Annotated in this window: 16 protein-coding genes; 5 read left to right on the forward strand and 11 right to left on the reverse strand. The window is 65.1% G+C overall.

All coding sequences use genetic code 11. From position 1 onward, the window contains the following. The first annotated feature begins 104 nt into the window (after nucleotides 1–104). From FB466_RS12975 to FB466_RS12985, 3 genes are all read left to right on the forward strand, one after another. Nucleotides 105–2,654 (forward strand): hypothetical protein, encoded by a 2,550-nt coding sequence (locus tag FB466_RS12975; protein WP_170206134.1) that lies wholly within the window; start codon nucleotides 105–107, stop codon nucleotides 2,652–2,654. 232 nt (nucleotides 2,655–2,886) lie between these two features. Beyond that, nucleotides 2,887–3,144, forward strand: coding sequence for a hypothetical protein (locus FB466_RS12980; RefSeq protein ID WP_141918939.1), 258 nt, complete (start codon nucleotides 2,887–2,889; stop codon nucleotides 3,142–3,144). 328 nt (nucleotides 3,145–3,472) lie between these two features. Continuing rightward, entirely contained in the window at nucleotides 3,473–5,104 is a 1,632-nt protein-coding gene (locus FB466_RS12985; RefSeq protein WP_141918941.1) for a leucine-rich repeat domain-containing protein, read from the forward strand. A gap of 81 nt (nucleotides 5,105–5,185) precedes the next feature. Here the strand turns inward: FB466_RS12985 and FB466_RS12990 are convergent, their stop codons facing one another. The 11 genes from FB466_RS12990 to FB466_RS13040 form a co-directional block, all read right to left on the reverse strand. Continuing rightward, nucleotides 5,186–5,977: an ABC transporter ATP-binding protein gene (locus tag FB466_RS12990; RefSeq protein ID WP_141918943.1), complete on the reverse strand. Its 792-nt coding sequence runs from the start codon at nucleotides 5,975–5,977 to the stop codon at nucleotides 5,186–5,188. Then, on the reverse strand, nucleotides 5,977–6,891 hold the full coding sequence (locus tag FB466_RS12995; protein ID WP_141918945.1) for an ABC transporter permease: 915 nt from the start codon (nucleotides 6,889–6,891) through the stop codon (nucleotides 5,977–5,979). Before FB466_RS12995 ends, FB466_RS12990 begins: the two co-directional genes overlap by 1 nt. Before the next feature lie 146 nt (nucleotides 6,892–7,037). Beyond that, on the reverse strand, nucleotides 7,038–8,321 hold the full coding sequence (locus FB466_RS13000) for a uracil-xanthine permease family protein (RefSeq protein WP_141918946.1): 1,284 nt from the start codon (nucleotides 8,319–8,321) through the stop codon (nucleotides 7,038–7,040). A gap of 110 nt (nucleotides 8,322–8,431) precedes the next feature. Beyond that, nucleotides 8,432–9,427 (reverse strand): ABC transporter substrate-binding protein, encoded by a 996-nt coding sequence (locus tag FB466_RS13005; RefSeq protein ID WP_246054676.1) that lies wholly within the window; start codon nucleotides 9,425–9,427, stop codon nucleotides 8,432–8,434. 119 nt (nucleotides 9,428–9,546) lie between these two features. After that, nucleotides 9,547–10,380, reverse strand: coding sequence for a TrmH family RNA methyltransferase (locus tag FB466_RS13010; protein ID WP_141918948.1), 834 nt, complete (start codon nucleotides 10,378–10,380; stop codon nucleotides 9,547–9,549). 31 nt (nucleotides 10,381–10,411) lie between these two features. Next, nucleotides 10,412–11,113, reverse strand: coding sequence for a phosphoribosylformylglycinamidine synthase subunit PurQ (purQ, locus tag FB466_RS13015; protein ID WP_141918950.1), 702 nt, complete (start codon nucleotides 11,111–11,113; stop codon nucleotides 10,412–10,414). Further along, nucleotides 11,110–11,382: a phosphoribosylformylglycinamidine synthase subunit PurS gene (gene purS / locus FB466_RS13020; RefSeq protein WP_141918952.1), complete on the reverse strand. Its 273-nt coding sequence runs from the start codon at nucleotides 11,380–11,382 to the stop codon at nucleotides 11,110–11,112. The genes purQ and purS overlap by 4 nt, the downstream gene beginning before the upstream one ends. A gap of 193 nt (nucleotides 11,383–11,575) precedes the next feature. Continuing rightward, nucleotides 11,576–12,397 (reverse strand): heme ABC transporter ATP-binding protein, encoded by an 822-nt coding sequence (locus FB466_RS13025; protein WP_141918954.1) that lies wholly within the window; start codon nucleotides 12,395–12,397, stop codon nucleotides 11,576–11,578. After that, nucleotides 12,394–13,422 carry a FecCD family ABC transporter permease gene (locus tag FB466_RS13030; RefSeq protein ID WP_246054677.1) on the reverse strand — a complete coding sequence of 343 codons (1,029 nt, stop codon included), beginning with the start codon at nucleotides 13,420–13,422 and terminating at the stop codon, nucleotides 12,394–12,396. Before FB466_RS13030 ends, FB466_RS13025 begins: the two co-directional genes overlap by 4 nt. Before the next feature lie 95 nt (nucleotides 13,423–13,517). Further along, nucleotides 13,518–14,363: a VOC family protein gene (locus FB466_RS13035; RefSeq protein WP_141919082.1), complete on the reverse strand. Its 846-nt coding sequence runs from the start codon at nucleotides 14,361–14,363 to the stop codon at nucleotides 13,518–13,520. 188 nt (nucleotides 14,364–14,551) lie between these two features. Continuing rightward, the gene (locus tag FB466_RS13040) at nucleotides 14,552–15,436 is read right to left on the reverse strand and encodes a phosphoribosylaminoimidazolesuccinocarboxamide synthase (RefSeq protein ID WP_141918956.1); all 885 of its coding nucleotides are present in this window, start codon (nucleotides 15,434–15,436) and stop codon (nucleotides 14,552–14,554) included. Between the two features lie 140 nt (nucleotides 15,437–15,576). Between FB466_RS13040 and FB466_RS13045 the strand changes: the two genes are divergently transcribed. Further along, nucleotides 15,577–16,002 carry an SRPBCC family protein gene (locus tag FB466_RS13045; protein WP_170206135.1) on the forward strand — a complete coding sequence of 142 codons (426 nt, stop codon included), beginning with the start codon at nucleotides 15,577–15,579 and terminating at the stop codon, nucleotides 16,000–16,002. Nucleotides 16,003–16,134: 132 nt separating this feature from the next. Next, a complete protein-coding gene (locus FB466_RS13050; protein ID WP_141918960.1) occupies nucleotides 16,135–17,745 on the forward strand; it encodes a variant leucine-rich repeat-containing protein in 1,611 nt (536 codons plus the stop codon). Nucleotides 17,746–17,767: the final 22 nt, after the last annotated feature.

Genomic DNA, 17,767 nt, shown 5'->3' on the forward strand with positions numbered 1-17,767 from the left:
GCCTGCGGAGAGATGTAGAGAGGGTACGGGCGGTGCGGAAGCTCCCTGACCGGGCGGTTAGACTATCCGCCGGGGACCTGAATGAGAACGAACGGGAGCGCTTTATGAGCGACCACAATCCGGAGAAGACTTCGTATTTAAGCGCCGCGGACTGGTGGCGGGCTGTTCCGGCTGAGCCGAACAAGACCACGCCGGATGTCGGCGAGCCCTCGGAGAGTGCTGACGAGGAGACCGTTACCTCGGTCCTGAGCGACCCCATAAATGTTACAGAATCGTCTCAGTTTGCGGAGGTGACGGTGGCGGAGGAGCCCGTGGCGGGAGAGGGCATCTCCGGTGTCGGTTTGGTCGCGTCGGAGTCTATTCCGATAATGCCTGAGCCTGAGCCTGAGCCTGAGCCTGAGCCTGAGCCTGAGCCTGAGCCTGAGCCTGAGCCTGAGGCAGAGCCTGAGGCAGAGCCTGAGCCTGAGGCAGAGGCAGAGGCAGAGGCAGAGGCAGAGGCAGAGGCAGAGGCGGCAGCCGACGAGTCGCTCCCGGAGCCCGACGCGGCTCCGTCTGATCCCGCCGCCGCGCCTGAAGCGGAAACCTTCTCACCCTCCCGCCCCGAGACTCCCTCCCCCTCTTTTCCCGGATTAACCGCACCCGACGACTCGTGGTGGGCCAATCTGAGCGCATCCTTTGACGCGTCACTCAACGCCGTGCTGAACGACGAGGTCCATGAGGGCGAGCTGGTACAGACGATGGGCATCCCCCTCGTGTCGCACCCCGAAGAGGACACGATTGACGGCGAGTTCGTGGAGGAGGACGATGCGGAGCAGACTCGCCCCACCACCGGCAGTGAGGATGTCGCCGACGATGACGGTACTGACGAGGACAGTGTCGATGAGGAGGGCAACGACGAAGGTGACGATGAAGACGACGATGACTTTGCGTCCACCCAGGCACAATCGGCCCCACCCGCGGCCCACTACGCTCCGCATGTCGTGCCCGCCGAGCCTGTCTGGTCCGCTATCCCGCAGCAGGAATCCAGCTCGGCCGATGCCGCGGTACAGAAGGAAGAGACAGATGCGGCCGGCGCTTTTGTCCTACCGATGACCCCGGACACGCCACCGATTCCGATGGCCGTGCCGTTGCCCGATGGACACTCCGCGCTCATCCCGCCTCGCATCGTGCCCAGCCCTGCCCCGCGCCCCCGAAAATTGGACGACACCTCTGTGTCCACCGCGCCTGCGGAGACACCTTCCCCGGAGGCCGCACCCTCCCTCAGCGTTTTCGAGGCCCTGGTCCTTGGTGACCTGGTACCGACTGATGCCGCGCCCGCACCTTCGGCTGAACCTGTATCCGCTCCCGAGTTTCCGGGTGCTCCCAAACTCCTCGCCGAGCCGTCGGAACTGATTGCCTCCCCTCCCCCCGCAGCGAGCCTCCCCACCCCCGCGATGCAGGTCACACCCGCTGCTGAGGTCCAACCCCCACCCGCCGCTCCGGCGGCACCCCCGGCCTCCCTCCCGGCCGATCAGCACGTCAACACGTTCCCGGCGAATCAGCCGCTCGTGCCCACAAAAAAAGGCCGGAAATCCAAAAATCGTCGTTCCGGTCACACCCCCGTTCCGCCCGGGACCGCGCCCTATTCGATGGGCAAGCCGCGTCGAAAAAAGCGCGGTCTCCTGATCGGCGTCATCATCTTCGCCGTGCTACTGCTTGGCGGTGGTGGGGGCCTCCTCGCCTTCCGGGGTATGGCTGCGGCCGCCGCGCCCGAGGCTGTCGTTGATGGCTTCCTTTCGCAGCTTGTCGCTGGCACGCCCGAGCAGGCCTTTGAGAGCATCGGTCTCCCGGTCGGTGCGGATGATGTGCTGCTCAGCAACGACGTTTACGACGACCTCCCCAACCGCATCAGCGATTTTACCGTCACGGGTACCACGGTATCCGGGGACACCGCCACGGTTCAGGCAGAACTGACCCAGGGCAAGGAAACCGTTGACCAGACGTTTAAACTCACCCGCTCCGGTTCCCAGTTCGGCGTGATCGATACCTGGTCGCTCGCCGGTCTCACACTCAACACCATTGATGTCAGCCAACTGAACGTGCCCACCGGCGGGGTGCTGAGCGTGGCCGACATCACCATCGACAACTCGGCAGATTCTCCCGAGTTGCGGGCCCTCCCCGGCACCTACACCATCAGTGTGGCCGATAATACGTGGTTCACCTCCGAGGAGGTTTCGGTTGCGGTCACCGCGTTCGGCGGACAGGCCATTGAGGGCATCCACCCCCTCAGCTACACCCTGACGGAGGAGGGGACGGCCTCCGTGGAGGAGGCCATGACCTCGTTCTTGAAGACCTGTGCCCAGTCGGGCGAACTCGCTCCCGCGGGATGCCCTTTCGGTGCCACCAAGGAGCGTGACTACTTCGAGTACACCAATGTGGTGTGGTCCATTGACCCCTGGCCCGTCTACTCGATTGGTGACTACAAGGCTGGCGCGTGGAGCGTGAGCACCGTCACCCCGGGCAAAGCCTCGATGCGCTCGGATACCCGTGATCCGGTGAGCGGAATCAGCGCCCCCTCCACCACGTCCACCCCCATCACCGTGTCTGTCCTGGGCACCGTCACCGGCTTCGAGAAGGGTGTCGCCCAGGTGAAGGTGGTGCCCTGGATGTTCTAGTCCGCGGTTTCGGGGAGAATCTCGGTGCGGTGACTCGTTTGGCTGATCGCGCCTTCCTGTGTAATATTGAAAAAAATTTGGAAGAACCTGCGTGTTGTCCGGGCATCCTGAAGATGAAGGATCGTCGGCACAGCTAAGGGGCGCTGGTTTCCACACGGTACGTGATATTCGGGTGACCTCGTGAGGGTGCGATGTGCGCTGAACCCGGATATCCGCTCAAGGAGATCACCTCATGATGGCATCCCGCCTGCTTGGCCTCGGTATCGCGGCTGCCGTTGTTGCGGTCCCGTTCGTGGCGGCACCCGCCTCCGCCGGGGTCTCGTGTGACGGCCGCAGCCTGCTGTACCGTCTGGATTCTCTGGCCGCAACGGGGGCTCGCCACACCCTCGCCGCAGCCCTCCTGGTGGTTTTGGCCCGTGTTCCCGGGGCCGCCGCTACTCCGAGGGGCCGCCGTGTGTTCCCGCCGTCCCCGCCGCGGGGTTGCCTCTGAGACGTATCTGGCACGAGTCGCGGACCCTAACCGTGACTCCTGGGGTCCTCCCTCCGGCCGCTCGTATGCGCCGGACGGAGGGCCCCTTTCTTGATCGAATTTCCCGGTTTTTGCCGGTTATCTCGGTGCGAAGCAGGAGGTGTTTTTGCCGGTGTCGGGGGTGGCGTGTAGCATAGGCCTGTCTTCGAAATGAGGGATCTGTTCCGAGTCGGCCCGGCACCACGGGGTCTGTTCTGGGGCTGGCCCTTTTTTCGGTGCTTCGGTACCGGGCATTCCTGTGGGGGGAAAATTTTGGGATACCCAAAATGCTTTGAGGAGATCCACCTATATGTTGTCTACGCGTATGCGACGATTCGCTGTGCTCGGTATTACCACCGCGGTGGGGGCTTCGCTTCTGCTGGTGAGCCCGGCACAGGCCGCCCCTGGCGATGTTGTGGTGATTAACGACCCGGGCCTCGCCCGCTGCCTCACCGGTGTCACGGGTGGCACCACTGGCGCCCTCACGGAGGGGCAACTCGCGGCAATCACCACGATCGACTGTGGCAGCCTGCTCTACCCGGTGTCCTCCCTGGAGGGAATCCAGAAGGCCCCCAATCTCACCTCGATCACGATTCGAGACCAGAACGTCTCCGACCTCAGCCCGCTCGCGGCGCTGCCCAATCTCAGCAGCCTCACGCTGAGTGGCAACCAGATCACCGACCTCCAGCCACTCACCGGCCTGGCCAGCCTCGGCGTGCTCGACGTGAGTAACAATAATCTCTCCGTGGTGCCCTCGTTTGCCCGCTCCGGCAAGCTCGCCCGGGTGGATGTCAGCGGCAACCACCTGCTCGATGTCAGTGGGTTTAGCGGTGTTTTTGCCGGCGGAGTGAAGGCCGCAAGCCAGAAGGTTACCCTGCCCTCGGTCGAACTCAACACCCCCTCCCCGCTCACGCTCCTGGATGCCGACGGTTCCGTTCCCACGCCCACCGCAGTGGCCGCAGGGGTCACGTTCGTGCAGGGTACGATCACCTACACCGATCCCGCACTGGTGGGCACCACCCAGGTGACAGAGTTTGTGCCCAGCAGCACGTCGGGCACGCTCTCCGTCAGCGTCACGCAGAACGTGGTGCGTAACCTGGGTGCCCCCGTGACCATCGCGGATAAAGCCCTCCAATCCTGTGTGGCCACCGAGCTCAGCGGTGGCCCAATCACCGAGGTGACCCTCACCGACATCACGAGTCTGGCCTGCCCCGCGGGTTCGCTCACCTCGCTTGAGGGTGTTGAGAAGATGGTCAATCTGCAATCCCTTGCCGTGGCCGAGAACACGATTGTTGACCTGTCACCGGTCACCGGCCTGCCCCTGTTGGCAGAGGTCAACGTCGGTGAGAACGCCGTCACCGACCTGAGCCCGCTGGGTACACTGCCCGCCCTCACCACGGCCGATGTGAGCGGCAATAAGGTGTCAGATGTGTCGGCTCTCGCCGGTGCCGCGAAGCTGGCCGTCCTCGATGTGTCCGATAACCGGGTGGCCGACCTGTCGGCCCTTGCCCCGCTCTCGGCTGCGGTGCTGGCTACCAACCAGAGTATCCAGTTGTCGGATGCGGTGGTGGGTACCCCCTTCGCCTTCCGCCTGCTCGATTCTCGCCGTGCGGTGCCGGGGATCTCGGCTCTCGCCACGGGCGCCACATACGACGGGAAGAGCCTGCTCTACGGTCTCAACTCGCTCGTGGGTGCGCAGAGCTTTAACTTTACCGACCCCTCCGGCTCGTTTACGGGTCGAGTGCAGCAGAATGTCGTGGCCGCACAGCTCACGGATGCTCCGCAGTCTCAGCTGGTCCGGGTACAGCCCACGAAGGCCACCGCTATCCGCTCGCTCGCGAGCACGGGTGCCTCCGAGGCCTCGGTGCTTCTCGCCGTCGGCGCGGGTGCTCTCCTCGCCGGTGCCGCCGTCGTAGTGGCGGCCCGACGTCGCCGGGTCTAGTCACTGGGCTCGTCACCCCGGATCGCCTACGAGAGAGACCCGGTACCCCTGAGCCCATCCCCGGGTTCGGGGGTACCGGGTCTAGCTGAGGAGGGTGCGATCGTCGAGGGTTGCGCCCTTGATCTTCTCGAACTCGCGGAGCAGATCGGGCACGGTGGTGGTCTTTTTCTGGTCGGCATCCAGTTCCAGGATGACCTGGCCGTCGTGCATCATGATCAACCGGTTGCCCACACGCAGCGCCTGCTCCATATTGTGCGTGACCATGAGGGTCGTGAGCCCGTGCTGGTGCACCACGCTCTGCGTGAGGCGGGTGACCAGCTCGGCCCGCTGGGGGTCGAGGGCAGCGGTGTGCTCGTCAAGAAGCAGGATATTGGGCTGGGTAAACGTGGCCATCAGGAGCGAGAGCGCCTGTCGCTGTCCGCCGGAGAGGAGACCCACCTTGGCGGTGAGACGGTTTTCGAGCCCCAGTTCGAGTGTGGCTAGTTCATCCCGAAACCGGGCCTTGCGCGCGGAGGTGACGCCCCAGCCCAGCCCACGACGCTGGCCGCGCCGCAGGGCGATGGCCATGTTCTCCTGGATGGTGAGGCTGGGGGCCGTTCCGGCCGAGGGGTCCTGGAACACCCGGCCGATGAAGCGGGCACGCCGGTGGTCGTTCATCCGGTTGACAACGATGCCGTCGATCTGGATGCTGCCCGCATCGAGCGGGAGGGTGCCGGAGATGGCGTTGAGTAGCGTGGATTTACCGGCCCCGTTGCTGCCAATGATGGTGGCGAAATCGCCGGGGGCAAGGTGCAGGGTGATGTCGCGCAGGGCGGGCTTCTCGTTGACGGTTCCGGGGAAAAAGGTTTTGCGGGCATCCGTGATGGTGAGCATTACTGTGTCCCTCCCGCTATGACCGCGGATCTGGTGGGTTCGGCCGGGAGCGCCCGGGGGGTGCGGCGGCGGATGAGGCGCGGCAGCAGCAGCGCGATCACCACGATCACGGCCGAGATGAGCTTCATGTCGTTGGGGTCGAAGTTGAGGTCGAGCGCGAGGAAGATGATGAGGCGGTAGAGCACCGCACCCACGATCACGGAGAGGCTTGTGATGAAGATGCCACGGCCGGTGCCCACGAGTGCGTTACCGATGATGACCGAGGCGAGCCCCACAAGGATGAGACCAACGCCCATGCTGATGTCGGCGGCACCCTGATACTGGGCGATGAGTGCCCCACACAGCGCGACGAGCCCGTTGGAGAGCATGAGCAGCAGGATTTTGGAGGTGTCGGTGCTCACCCCAAAGCTGCGCACCATCTGCTCGTTGTCGCCCGTGGCCTGTGCGGCGAGCCCCACATCGGTGTGCAAGAACCAGTCGATCACGAGCTTAATGAGGAACGCACCGACGAAGAGAATGACCAGGGAGAGCCCGGTATCCAGGATGCCCGCATCCGCGAGCGGCGTGAAGAGTGTGCCCTGCATGGTGAGGGCGAGATTGGCGGTGCCGCCCATAATCTTGAGGTTGATCGAGTACAGCGCGATCATGGTGAGGATACCCGCGAGCAGCCCATTGATCTTGCCCTTGGTGTGGAGCAGGCCGGTGACGAGCCCGGCGAGCATTCCGCCCACGAATCCCGCCCCGGTGGCGAGCAGCGGGGGAACGCCGTTGGTGATTAGCATGGCCGCGACCGCCGCCCCGGTGGTGAAGCTGCCATCGACCGTGAGGTCGGGGAAGTTGAGGATGCGGAACGTCAGGTAGACCCCCAACGCCATGACGGCGTAGATGAGGCCGAGTTCGAGGGCAGCGATCATCGGTGGTCTCCAGGATGCTTGGGATGGTGCGAGGGGTGGGAGGTCGGCCTGCCTAGCTTAGCGGCCCGGCTGGTGGCGGGGGAATTCGTGCCCTACCCGTTGCGGGTTAGTCGGTCCACGAGGGCCGCCCAGCGGTGCGGTGCACGCTAGACGGTCTTGCGCCAGCGTCCAATGAGCGCCATGAGGTGGTAGACGATGATCGCGGCGAGCGTGCCGGTGGCGATGCCGTTGAGCTCAAACCCGCCGCTCGTGAACCCCACGTTGGCGACCGCAAACGCGAGCGCCAGGCCCGCCGTGAACTGGTTGATCGGGCGGCCAAAGTCCACCCCGTTTTCCACCCAGATCTTCATGCCGATGATCGCGATCAGGCCGTAGAGCACCATCGTCACACCGCCGAGAACGCCGAGGGGGATAGAGAAGATCAGTGCGCCCACCTTGGGTGAGAATCCGAGAAGCACGGCGAAGATGCCGGCCACCCAGTAGGCGGCCGTGGAGTAGACCCGGGTGGCGGCCATCACGCCAATGTTCTCGCCATAGGTGGTGGTGCCGGAGCCGCCGAAGAGACCCGCGAGGGTGGTGGCGAGGCCATCGGCGATCAGGGCGCGGCCTGTCATCCGGTTGAGGCCCGGGTCGGTCATCTGGGCGACGCCGCGGATGTGCCCCACGTTTTCGGCGAGCAGCACGAGCAGCACGGGCAGGAAGGCGGGCAACACGAGGAGGGTCGAGGGGTCGGCAAACGGGTTGGCCGGGAGGGTGAGTGGCGGCAGCCCGACCCAGGCGGCATCGTTGAACGGGCCCAGGTCCACCTGGCCCATCAGAGCGGCGGCGGCGTAGCCCACCACCACCCCCACAAAGATGGAGATGCGGCCGAGGATGCCACGGAAGAGCACCGAGCACAGAATCACGGCGGCGAGGGTGATCCAGGCTGAGTTGGCGTTTTCGTTGAAATTCTTGTAGGCGGTTGGGATCAGGTTGAACCCGATCAGGGCCACAATTGAACCGGCAACAACCGGTGGCATCAGGGCGGTAATCCAGCCGACACCGGTGAGCTGGGTGACCACACCGATCAGGGCAAAGAGCAGGCCCACGACCATGATGCCGAGGAGCGCGCTGCCGGTGCCGTGGGCGGAGACCGCCGCCCCGAGGGGGGCGATGAACGCAAACGATGAGCCCAGGTAGCTGGGCAGTTTGTTCTGCGTGACGAGGAGGAAAATGATCGTGCCGAGCCCCGAGAAGAGCAGCGTGGTGCCCACCGGGAAGCCGGTGAGGATGGGCACCAGGAAGGTGGCCCCAAACATCGCGACCACATGCTGCATCCCGATGCCGATGGTGAGCGGCCAGCTGAGTCGCTCACCCGGTGCCACCACTGCCCCCCGCTCGATGGTGCGACCGTTTCCGTGCAGCGTCCAGGGCAGTGAGAGTTTTGTCATGCGGTGTGGTGTCCTCGCGGGATGGGATACAGGGCCGAGGTCATCGTAGCCGCTCAGACGGGGAGTGCCGATGCGCCGCGGTGGGCGCGTCGGCACTCGCGCTCGGACCGTTAGTCCCCGACCACCTCGTCGGCACCGTCCACAAACGTCTCGCTCAGGTCGAGGCCCTGCCGGGCGGCGGCTTTCGGGTTGACAACCAGTTGCACCTCGTTCATGGTTTCGACGGGCAGATCGGCCGGCTTCGCGCCATCTTTCAGGATTTTGACCGCCATCTCGCCGGTCTGGTAGCCGAGCTTCTCGTAGTCAATGCCGTAGGTGGCGACCGCTCCGCGTTCAACGCTCGCCACATCCCCCGCAAATACCGGGATGCTATTGGTCTCGGCAAACTTAATCACGGCCTCAAATCCCTCCACCACGCGATTGTCGGTGGGGATGTACAGGGCATCAACGTCTTTCAGAGTGGAAGCCGCGGTGCCCACCTCGCTGGAGTTTGTGATGGTTTTCTCCACGATGGTGAGGCCTAACTTATCCGCCGCCTTCTTCGCGAGGTCAACCTGGATCTGCGAGTTGACCTCACCCGAGCTGTAGATAACGCCCACCTTTTCGGCCTCGGGCATCGTGTCGGCGATCAACTGAATCTGGTCGGCGACCGGGTTGAGGTCACTTGTACCGGTGACATTGCCGCCCGGCTTATCGAGCGAGGTGACGAGCCCAGCGACCACGGGGTCGGTCACGGCCGAGAACAGCACGGGTGTTTTGGTGATTTTCTGTGCCGCGGTCTGAGCGGTCTGGGTGGCAATGGCGAGCACCAGGTCGAGATCGTCGGTGGCAAACTTGCCCGCAATCGTGACGGCGTTGGCCTGCTCACCCTGGGCGTTCTTCTCGTCGTAGCTCACCTGCTCACCCTCCACATAGCCGTTATCGCTGAGGGCTGCCTTGAAGCCCTCACGCACGGCGTCGAGAGAGGGGTGCGTGGCCAATTGCGTGATGCCGATCTTCAGCATTCCGTCGTCGGTTGTATCGCCCGAGTCGGAGCAGCCGGAGAGGGCCAGGACGGACACCACGCCGAGGGCGGTGAGGGAGAGGAGGGATTTTTTCGTGAGCACGGTGACCTACGCTTCGCTGATGGTAGTTGTGGTGCGAGTACCGTTGGTGGTACCCGGCCTCCAGGCTAGCCCACGCCCCCGACATTACCGGCGGGAACCGGGATGCCGTTACGGTGCTGTTATGCCCCGCCCGTGACGGCCCAGATCGCCACGGCGCTCGCGGCAGCGACGTTGAGCGAGTCGATGCCGTGCTTCATCGGAATCTGCACGACCGTATCCGCGGCGGCAATCGCCTCGGGGGTGAGTCCTGCGCCCTCGGTGCCGAGGACGAGCGCCACGCGGGGGTCCCGGCCCGCGGCCCGCGCATCGGCCTGGTCCGTCGCAAACTTGCGCAGGCTCACGGCCTCCGCGGTGAGGGCGAGCGCCGCGATGTGGAAGCCTCTCGCGTGCAGCAGGTCGCGGCTGGTGGCCCAGTCGGGCATTCGGGTCCACGGCACCTGCAACACGGTGCCCATGCTCACCCGGATGGCGCGCCGGTAGAACGGGTCGGAGCAGCGCTCGGTGACCAGCACGGCATCCGCCCCGATGGCACCCACCGCGCGGAAGATTGCGCCCACATTGGTGGGGTCAACCACGTTCTCGAGCACCACAACCGTGCGGCATCCGGCCAGCAACTCGGTGAGGTGCGGCAGGGCAGGGCGGTCGAGCGAGGCGATCAGCCCGCGGTGCAGTTCGTAGCCGGTCAGCTCGGCGAGTAGTTCCCCGGGGCCGGTAAAAATGGGGGTGTCGGGATGCGCGGCCAGCAGCCGCTCGGCCTCCGCCGTTGTGCCACCCAGCGAGAGCACACCGCGCGGTCGATGTCCTGCTCGTAGCGCCCGCTCCAACACGAGCGCCGACTCGGCGATGTAGATGCCGTGCTCGGTTTTCTGGTCGTGCTTGAGCGCCACATCTGTGCGGTGCGCAAAATCGGCGAGCCGGGCATCCGAGAGCTCGGTAATTGGAATCAGTGGCACGGTGGAGCCTCGCGCGGCGGTGACCGGGTGGTTAGACGGCGGCCAGGGCGCGCAGGGCGCTCGTAAAGAAGCGCAGCCCGTCCACGCCGGAGCGCATGGCCACCTCGGTGTCGGGACCAAAACCGGCCTCGACGGCGTGCTCGGGGTGCGGCATGAGGCCGACCACGTTGCCGCGCTCGTTGGTGAGTCCCGCGATGTCGTTGAGTGAGCCGTTGGGGTTGAGGCCGGTGTAGCGGAACGCCACCCGACCCTCGCCCTCCACGCGTTTGAGGGTCTCGGCATCCGCGATGTAGCCGCCATCGCCGTTCTTGAGCGGGATGATGATCTCGTCGCCCGTCGCAAATTCGTTGGTCCAGGCGGTGTCGGCGTTCTCGACGCGGAGCCCCTGGTCGCGGCGGATGAACTGCTGGTGCGCGTTGCGGATCAGCCCGCCGGGGAGCAGGTGAGCCTCGACGAGCATCTGGAAGCCGTTGCAGATGCCGAGCACGGGCATGCCCGTGCCCGCAGCGTCAATCACCTCGCTCATAATCGGCGAGACGGCCGCGATGGCCCCGGCGCGCAGGTAGTCGCCGTAGCTGAAACCGCCGGGCAGGACAATCGCGTCAACGCCCTTGAGGTCGTGCTCGCCGTGCCACAGTTCAACGGCCTCGGCACCGGCCAGGCGGATGGCTCGTTGGGCATCACGCTCGTCGAGCGAGCCGGGGAAGGTGACAACGCCGATTCGGAAGGTCATGATGCGTCGTCCCCAAAGTCGATGTTCACCACGTCTTCGATCACGGAGTTGGAGAGGATATCGGCCGCAATCTCGCGGACCCGCTCGCGCAGTTCCTCGGTGACTGGTCCCTCGACCGTTAGCTCAAAGCGCTTGCCGATGCGAACCTCGCTGATGCCGCTCCCGCTCTCGCGCGATGAGCTCAGACGGTTGAGGGCTCCGGTTACGGCCTTCCCCTGGGGATCCAACAGCTCAGCCTTGGGCATAACGTCTACAACAATCGTGGGCATGGTGTCCATCCTATAGATGTTCCGCCGGAGTATCCTCACCCGCGCACCCCCACTCCCCCGCGGGTGACTTTTCCTCACAGATCGACGTTTATTTCCTCGTTTTTTGAGAAAAACTCCCCCGGGGTGCCACCACCGGTGGGCATCTCGCGGATCAGGCATCGGTGACCCCAGCGAGGCACACGGGCAGTTCCCCTTACCGGCGCACCGGCTGCACGATCAGCGCCCCCGTCACCGGGTGGGGAAACACCTCCACCGGATGCTCATACACCGCCGTGATCCGCTCGGACGTCAGCACCTCCGCAGGCGTCCCCGCCGCCGCCACCCGACCGCGCTGCAACAGCGTGATCGAGTCCGCGTAGGCGGCGGCCAGGCCGAGGTCGTGCAGGACCACCACCACAGCATCCCCGTTGGCGGCGCGCTGGCGGGCCAGCTGGAGGACATCCTCCTGGTGTTTCAGGTCCAGGGCGGCGGTCGGCTCGTCCAGCAGCAGGATGCCTGTGCGGCTCGCGATCACGCGCGCAAACGCCGTGCGAGCCCGTTCGCCGCCCGAGAGCGAAGGCACCTGGCGTTGGCGGAGGTGATGGATGTCGGTGCTCTCAATCGCCTCCCTCACCGCCACCTCATCCTCGTTATCGCGCGCCGTACCGAGCCACGGTGCCCGCCCCATCTCGACGACCTGCTCAACCGTAAAGGGGAAGAAAACGCCGTTATCCTGTAACAGCACGCCGCGCCGCCGCGCCAACTGTTTCAGCGTCCACTCGTGCAGCGGGGTGCCCGCGAGGGTGACGCTGCCCGAGGTGAGGTGGTTGTCGCCCGTGAGCGCGCCCAGCAGGGTCGATTTTCCGGCACCGTTGGGTCCAATCAAGGCGAGCATCTCTCCGGCGTGCACGGTGAGGTCCACGCCACTCAGCAACTCGCGCTGGCCCACTGTAAACGTGATACCGCGGGCCTCGATGGCCACCTCCCCGGGGGTGAGCGGGTCCGGGATGACCAGGTGCGTGCTGCGTGACCTCATGCCCAGCCTCCCGAGCGTTTGCGGGTGCGCCGCAGCATCCAGAAGAAGAAGGGGCCGCCCACGAGTGAGGTGAGCATCCCAATGGGCAGGTCGGCGTTGGGCACGGCCGTGCGGGCCACGAGGTCGGCGGTGAGCAACAGTACGGCACCGCCCATCAGGCTCGCGAACAGGAGGGGACCGTGTGCCGGACCCAGAATCATCCGCATCAGGTGGGGGATGACGAGACCCACAAACGCAATCACCCCGGCAAACGCCACCGAGGCTCCCACGAGCAGGGCGACGACGACGATCACGAACACCCGCAGCACCTCCACATTTACGCCGAGGTGCCGGGCGCTGCGCTCGCCGAGTGAGAGCAGGTCGAGCCGACGTGACACGATCACGGCCGCGATGATCCCCGCAACCACGAGGGGGAGGATGATGAGCACCTGGTCCCAGCGCGATCCGTTGAGGCTGCCGAGTTGCCAGAACACGATCTGTTCGCGGGATGCTGCGGTGCCCAGGAAGGTCAGGAATGCGAGCCCCGCCCCGGCAAACGCGTTGACCGCGATACCGGTGAGCACGAGGGTGACCACTTCGGTTTTGCCGTTGGCCCTGCTCATCACGTAGACGAGCAGGGTGGCGATCAGACCCGCGATGAATGCGGTGACCGCGATGGTCCAACCACCGAGGAAGGTCCAGCCAAAAACGATTGTGGCGGAGGCTCCGAGCGCGGCCCCGGAGGACACCCCCACCACGCCGGGTTCGGCGAGCGGGTTGCCAAAGATGGCCTGCATGAGCAGACCGGCAGCGGAGAGGGCGGCGCCGATCAGTGCCGCCATCACGATGCGTGGAAAGCGCACCGTCCACAGCGCGGTTTCGGCCGTGGCGCTTGCGGGCACGGGCCCGAGATCGAGGCCGATGCGGTGCATGATCGCGCCAAACACCTCAAGCGGGCTGATGCTGAGCTGCCCGGCGCCCGCCGACACCAGAACTATCAGGACAAACGCGACGGTTAGCCCGGAGTAGAGGAGGGTACGACGCACCCCATCAGTGTATCCGACACTGTGGTTAGGTAAGCCTATCTCCGTTGCGAGTGAGTTGCGGATGTTCCGAGGCCTTCGGCGGTCTGATCTGCGGTTTACTCTCCTGGGCGTGAACCGCTCAGGCGCACTCGCACGGTGTTCTGCCACGGGTCGTTGAAGAGCAGCTCGGCTCCGTCGTCGCGGGTGGTGACCCCGCGGCTCGTGAGTCGTTCCCGGAGCGCGCCCACCTCATCCGCGGAGCCGAGCCGGACGGAGACCTCGCCGAGTCCGAGCGCGGGGGTGCGATCGCCCGCGCCCCGGCTCTGCCAGGTATTCATCCCCAAGTGGTGGTGGTACCCACCGGCCGCCACGAAAAGTGCCTGGCTGCCGTAGCGGGTGGTGACCTCGAAGCCGACCGTGTTCACGTAGAAAGCCTCGGCGGTGGGGATATCGCCCACTTTGAGGTGCACGTGACCCACGCCGGCCGCGGTGTCGGCCACGGTTTCGGAGCCCGCGGCGGTGAGGTTCTCGCTGAGGAACGCGGTGGGGTCGAGGAACTCGGTCGCCATCGCGACCGTGCCATTGTGCCACTGCCACTCGTCGCGCGGGCGGTCCCAGTAGAGCTCAACCCCGTTGCCCTCTGGGTCATCGAAGTAGAGGGCTTTGCTCACGAGGTGATCGCTGCTGCCCGTGAACGACGTGCCAAAGTTGCGGGCTACAGAGTATACGGAGGAGGCCAGCTCGGATTGCTCGGGGAAGAGGAACGCCGTATGGTACAGCCCGGCGGCGTGTGCGGGGGCGTGCTTCAGACTGGGTGTGTAGTTGAGCGTGAGGGCGGGCACTCCCCGGCGACCGAGCGTGGCGCGTGAGGCGTCGTGGCTGAGCACCTGGAGGCCGACGCCGCGGTGGTAGTAGTCGATCATCCGGTCGAGGTCGCCCACGGCGAGGGTGACGGCACCCATCGCGGTGTCGGCGGCGAGGATATCGGTGGTGCCCGCACCGGATGCGGGGCGGTCGTCGGTGGCATTGTTCGCGTCGCGTGTGCGGGATTGTGCGTTCTGAGACACGGGAGAACCTTCCGTTGAGGTGTCTCCTCAGCGTAACTTAACTTGAATCTTCAATCAATCCCCTGGGTCGCTCGCCGACGGCCCTACCGCACCAGGCGCGCGAGGAGCTCCCGATACCGCGCCGCCGTGCGCTCCACGATCTCGACGGGCAACTCGGGTGGAATGCCCTGCCCATCCCAGTTGGCTGCGAGCCAGTCGCGCACGATTTGCTTGTCGAAGCTGGCCATCCGTTCGCGGGGAATGATGGCGGTGTGGTAGGCCTCAGCATCCCAGTAGCGGCTGGAATCGCTCGTGAGTACCTCGTCGCCGAGGGTCAGCTCGCCTGTGGCCGGGTGGGCTCCAAACTCAAACTTGGTATCCGCGAGAATGACGCCCCGTTCCTCCGCGATCGCGGATGCCGCGGTAAAAATCGCGAGCGACGCATCGCGCAGGGCCGCCGCAACATCTGCCCCCACCAACTCAACGCTTCGCTCGAAGCTGATGTTCTCGTCGTGGGCACCGAGCGGGGCCTTGTACGCGGGGGTGTAGATGGGCTCGGGCAGGCGGTCGCCGTCAACGAGCCCTGCGGGCAGCGCCACGCCGCACACGCTCTGTGACTGTCGATACTCTGCCCAGCCGCTCCCGGTGAGGTAGCCGCGCACCACGCACTCGATCGGATACATATCCAGCTTGGTCGTGAGCATTGCGCGACCCGCCACCTCGGCGGGAATATCCCCCACGATCAGGTGATGGGGGATCATGGTGAGTCGGTTGAACCACCAGATCGAGAGCTGAGTGAGCAACTCGCCCTTGCCCGGGATACCCGGTTCAAGCTCTCGGTCGAAAGCGCTCACGCGATCACTGGCCACGACCAGAAGCCGGTCGTCCGGGCCGTCGGCGGGCTCGAAAAGGTCGCGGACTTTGCCGGAGTAGACGTGCCGCCAGCCGGGCAGCTCGGTGGGGATATTTGCGCTAGTCACGGTACCCATTCTTACATCCCGGACCGACACGACCGGGGCGACGCGGTGCAGACAAACCGGGCCAGGTCAATGTTTGGCAAACGCGCAGCGATGGGATGCGCGAGTGTCAGCGGCGACCGGTACTCTCATACGAAGGAGGTCGCATAAGAATGCCTGTCGGTCCGGTGATTGTTCGGATGGTGCTGCCCGCAGCGCGACAAGACGTGTGGGACGCCATCACCGATGCAGAAAAAGCCGCGGTGTGGTGGCCCGATCTCTCCCTGGTAGCCGAGGTTGGTGGCGGCATCAGCGAGATCTGGTCTGAGGAAGATTCAGAGCGCCATGCCACGGGTGTGGTGGACATTGTGATTCCCGGTCACTCGCTGGGGTTTGCCTGGCGCGAACGTGGCGATGACTACGCCACCTCCGTGCTCATCGTGCTGCAATCAGATGGTGACCACTCGCGGATTACCGTCACCGAGACCGGTCTGGATAATCTCGAACAGGCTAATCGCCGCGCCATTGACTATCAGCAGGGTTGGGAATTTCACCTGGAAGATCTGCGCGCGTACCTTGCAGGCGAACTCGTCGAGTAGCCCCGTTCTGTTGTGCCGCGGCCGTGTTGTCCGCACCCGCTGGTGTACCGTGTGCTGTCGATGTCAGATGCTCGGGTTAGGCTTATTCCCGCCTGATACTTGTTACCGTACCCACTGTGAGGAATCTGCCCCATGTCTTCCACCCCCCACGACATTCTGCGCGAGGCGAATGATCCCACTACGGTACCCGCGCGGCTGGCAGAGATTGCTGCCCAGTATCCCGAGGCCCACGCGGCCGTGGCCGCCCATCCGCACTGTTACCCCGGCCTGCTCGAATGGTTGAGTCGGGCGGGGGATGCTACCACCCGGCAGATTGCGAATGACCGACTGGCGCAGGCGGCGGCTGATCCCGCAGTGTTCAGGTCGAGTGCGACCGCTGCTGCGCCGCCGAGTGTCATGCAGCCGACCGCTGTGCAGCCGACCGCTGTGCAGCCGAGTGTTATGCAGCCGACCCAGGCCTATCCGACCCAGGCGTATCCCGTTCCGGCCCAGCCCGGCCCGCCGCGTACACCGCGTCGGCCCCGCAGGGGTCTTGTGCTGGGCCTGGTGGCCGGGGCACTCGTGTTGGTTCTCACCGGTGGTGGTGTGGCGTGGGCGCTCTTCTTCTCGAAGCTGGGCGGGGCCGCCAGCCCAGAGGCCGCCGCGGATAAGCTTGTCACCGCACTCGTCAATGCCGACCTCGTGAGTGCCTACGGGGCGCTTGCGCCCAGCGAGATTGAGGCTATCCGCCCCTCACTGGAGAGATTGGCCAGTATCCGAGTGGATGACGATACCACGGCCGGTGATGAGGATCTGAGCGATGCCGTCCAGCCCGCTCTCGACTCGTTTGATATCTCGATGGACGGCTGGAGCTACGAGACCGAATCGCTGGGTGCCGACATCGAGGTGGTACGTCTCGTGGCGGGCTCTCTCACGATTGACGGCGATCCGGCCGCGATTGCGAATGCGGCTACCGCCCTCCAGCGCAGCCAGGCCGAGGTGACGGGCCAACCCACGAGCGCGCTCGATCGTCAGCGCGACGAGATAAAGTCCACACTGGAGGCGAAGCTGCCCTACACCATCACGGCAGCCGAAATGGCCGATGAGCTGGGATTCGATCCCCGTCTGGTGACCGTAAGGGAGGGCGACTCCTGGTATGTCAGCCCCGTGCTCACCGCTGGTGATTACGCCTATCAGGATGGCGATTACGGCGACTACGGCTCGGTGCCGACGGGTGACGAGGTGGCGCGCTACGACACCCCGGAGGACGCCGCCGACGGTCTCACCGAGGCCCTCAGCCGCTCCATGGAAACCGGCAGTACCGACGATCTGGCCGCCTCATTACCCCTCGTTGAGCGCCGTTTTGTGGGCCTCTACGGTGAGATGATGTTTGGTGATCCCGTTGTTGGTGCCCCCCAGTTGACCCCCGGGTTTGAGGCAGAGACCTCGGGCGACACGGCGCGCGTGCAGTTTAAAGATTTCATTCTGTCGCTGTCATTCCTGGGAACGAGCCTCAAATACACGGTTAACGGTCTCTGCGTGACCGCGGATTCCGCCTATTCCGACTCCACCTCCTGTCTCGATGACCTTGACGGTGTGCACCTGGACCGGTTGGATGTGAGTGAATGGCGCATCATTGCGGTGCGTCAGGATGGCGGATGGTTTGTCAGCCCCCTCTCCACGGTTGCCGATATTGCGAGCATCACGACCAAGCGCATCGTGGAGTTGTCGGAAGCGGGAGAACTCGACACTATCTTCGGCTAGCAGACGACGAACGAGAGCGCAC

Origin of the sequence: Klugiella xanthotipulae (assembly GCF_006716695.1) — a bacterium.
Classification (GTDB): Bacteria; Actinomycetota; Actinomycetes; order Actinomycetales; family Microbacteriaceae; genus Klugiella; species Klugiella xanthotipulae.

Bases quoted from the DNA above. Each gene is read 5' to 3' on its own strand.
- FB466_RS12975 (WP_170206134.1), top strand. From the start codon at position 105: ATGAGCGACCACAATCCGGAGAAGACTTCGTATTTAAGCGCCGCGGAC.
- FB466_RS12980 (WP_141918939.1), top strand. From the start codon at position 2,887: ATGATGGCATCCCGCCTGCTTGGCCTCGGTATCGCGGCTGCCGTTGTT.
- FB466_RS12985 (WP_141918941.1), top strand. From the start codon at position 3,473: ATGTTGTCTACGCGTATGCGACGATTCGCTGTGCTCGGTATTACCACC.
- FB466_RS12990 (WP_141918943.1), bottom strand. From the start codon at position 5,977: ATGCTCACCATCACGGATGCCCGCAAAACCTTTTTCCCCGGAACCGTC.
- FB466_RS12995 (WP_141918945.1), bottom strand. From the start codon at position 6,891: ATGATCGCTGCCCTCGAACTCGGCCTCATCTACGCCGTCATGGCGTTG.
- FB466_RS13000 (WP_141918946.1), bottom strand. From the start codon at position 8,321: ATGACAAAACTCTCACTGCCCTGGACGCTGCACGGAAACGGTCGCACC.
- purQ (WP_141918950.1), bottom strand. From the start codon at position 11,113: ATGACCTTCCGAATCGGCGTTGTCACCTTCCCCGGCTCGCTCGACGAG.
- purS (WP_141918952.1), bottom strand. From the start codon at position 11,382: ATGCCCACGATTGTTGTAGACGTTATGCCCAAGGCTGAGCTGTTGGAT.
- FB466_RS13025 (WP_141918954.1), bottom strand. From the start codon at position 12,397: ATGAGGTCACGCAGCACGCACCTGGTCATCCCGGACCCGCTCACCCCC.
- FB466_RS13035 (WP_141919082.1), bottom strand. From the start codon at position 14,363: ATGGGTGCCGTCACCCTCGCCGTGGGCGACCTCGACCGGATGATCGAC.
- FB466_RS13040 (WP_141918956.1), bottom strand. From the start codon at position 15,436: ATGGGTACCGTGACTAGCGCAAATATCCCCACCGAGCTGCCCGGCTGG.
- FB466_RS13045 (WP_170206135.1), top strand. From the start codon at position 15,577: ATGCCTGTCGGTCCGGTGATTGTTCGGATGGTGCTGCCCGCAGCGCGA.
- FB466_RS13050 (WP_141918960.1), top strand. From the start codon at position 16,135: ATGTCTTCCACCCCCCACGACATTCTGCGCGAGGCGAATGATCCCACT.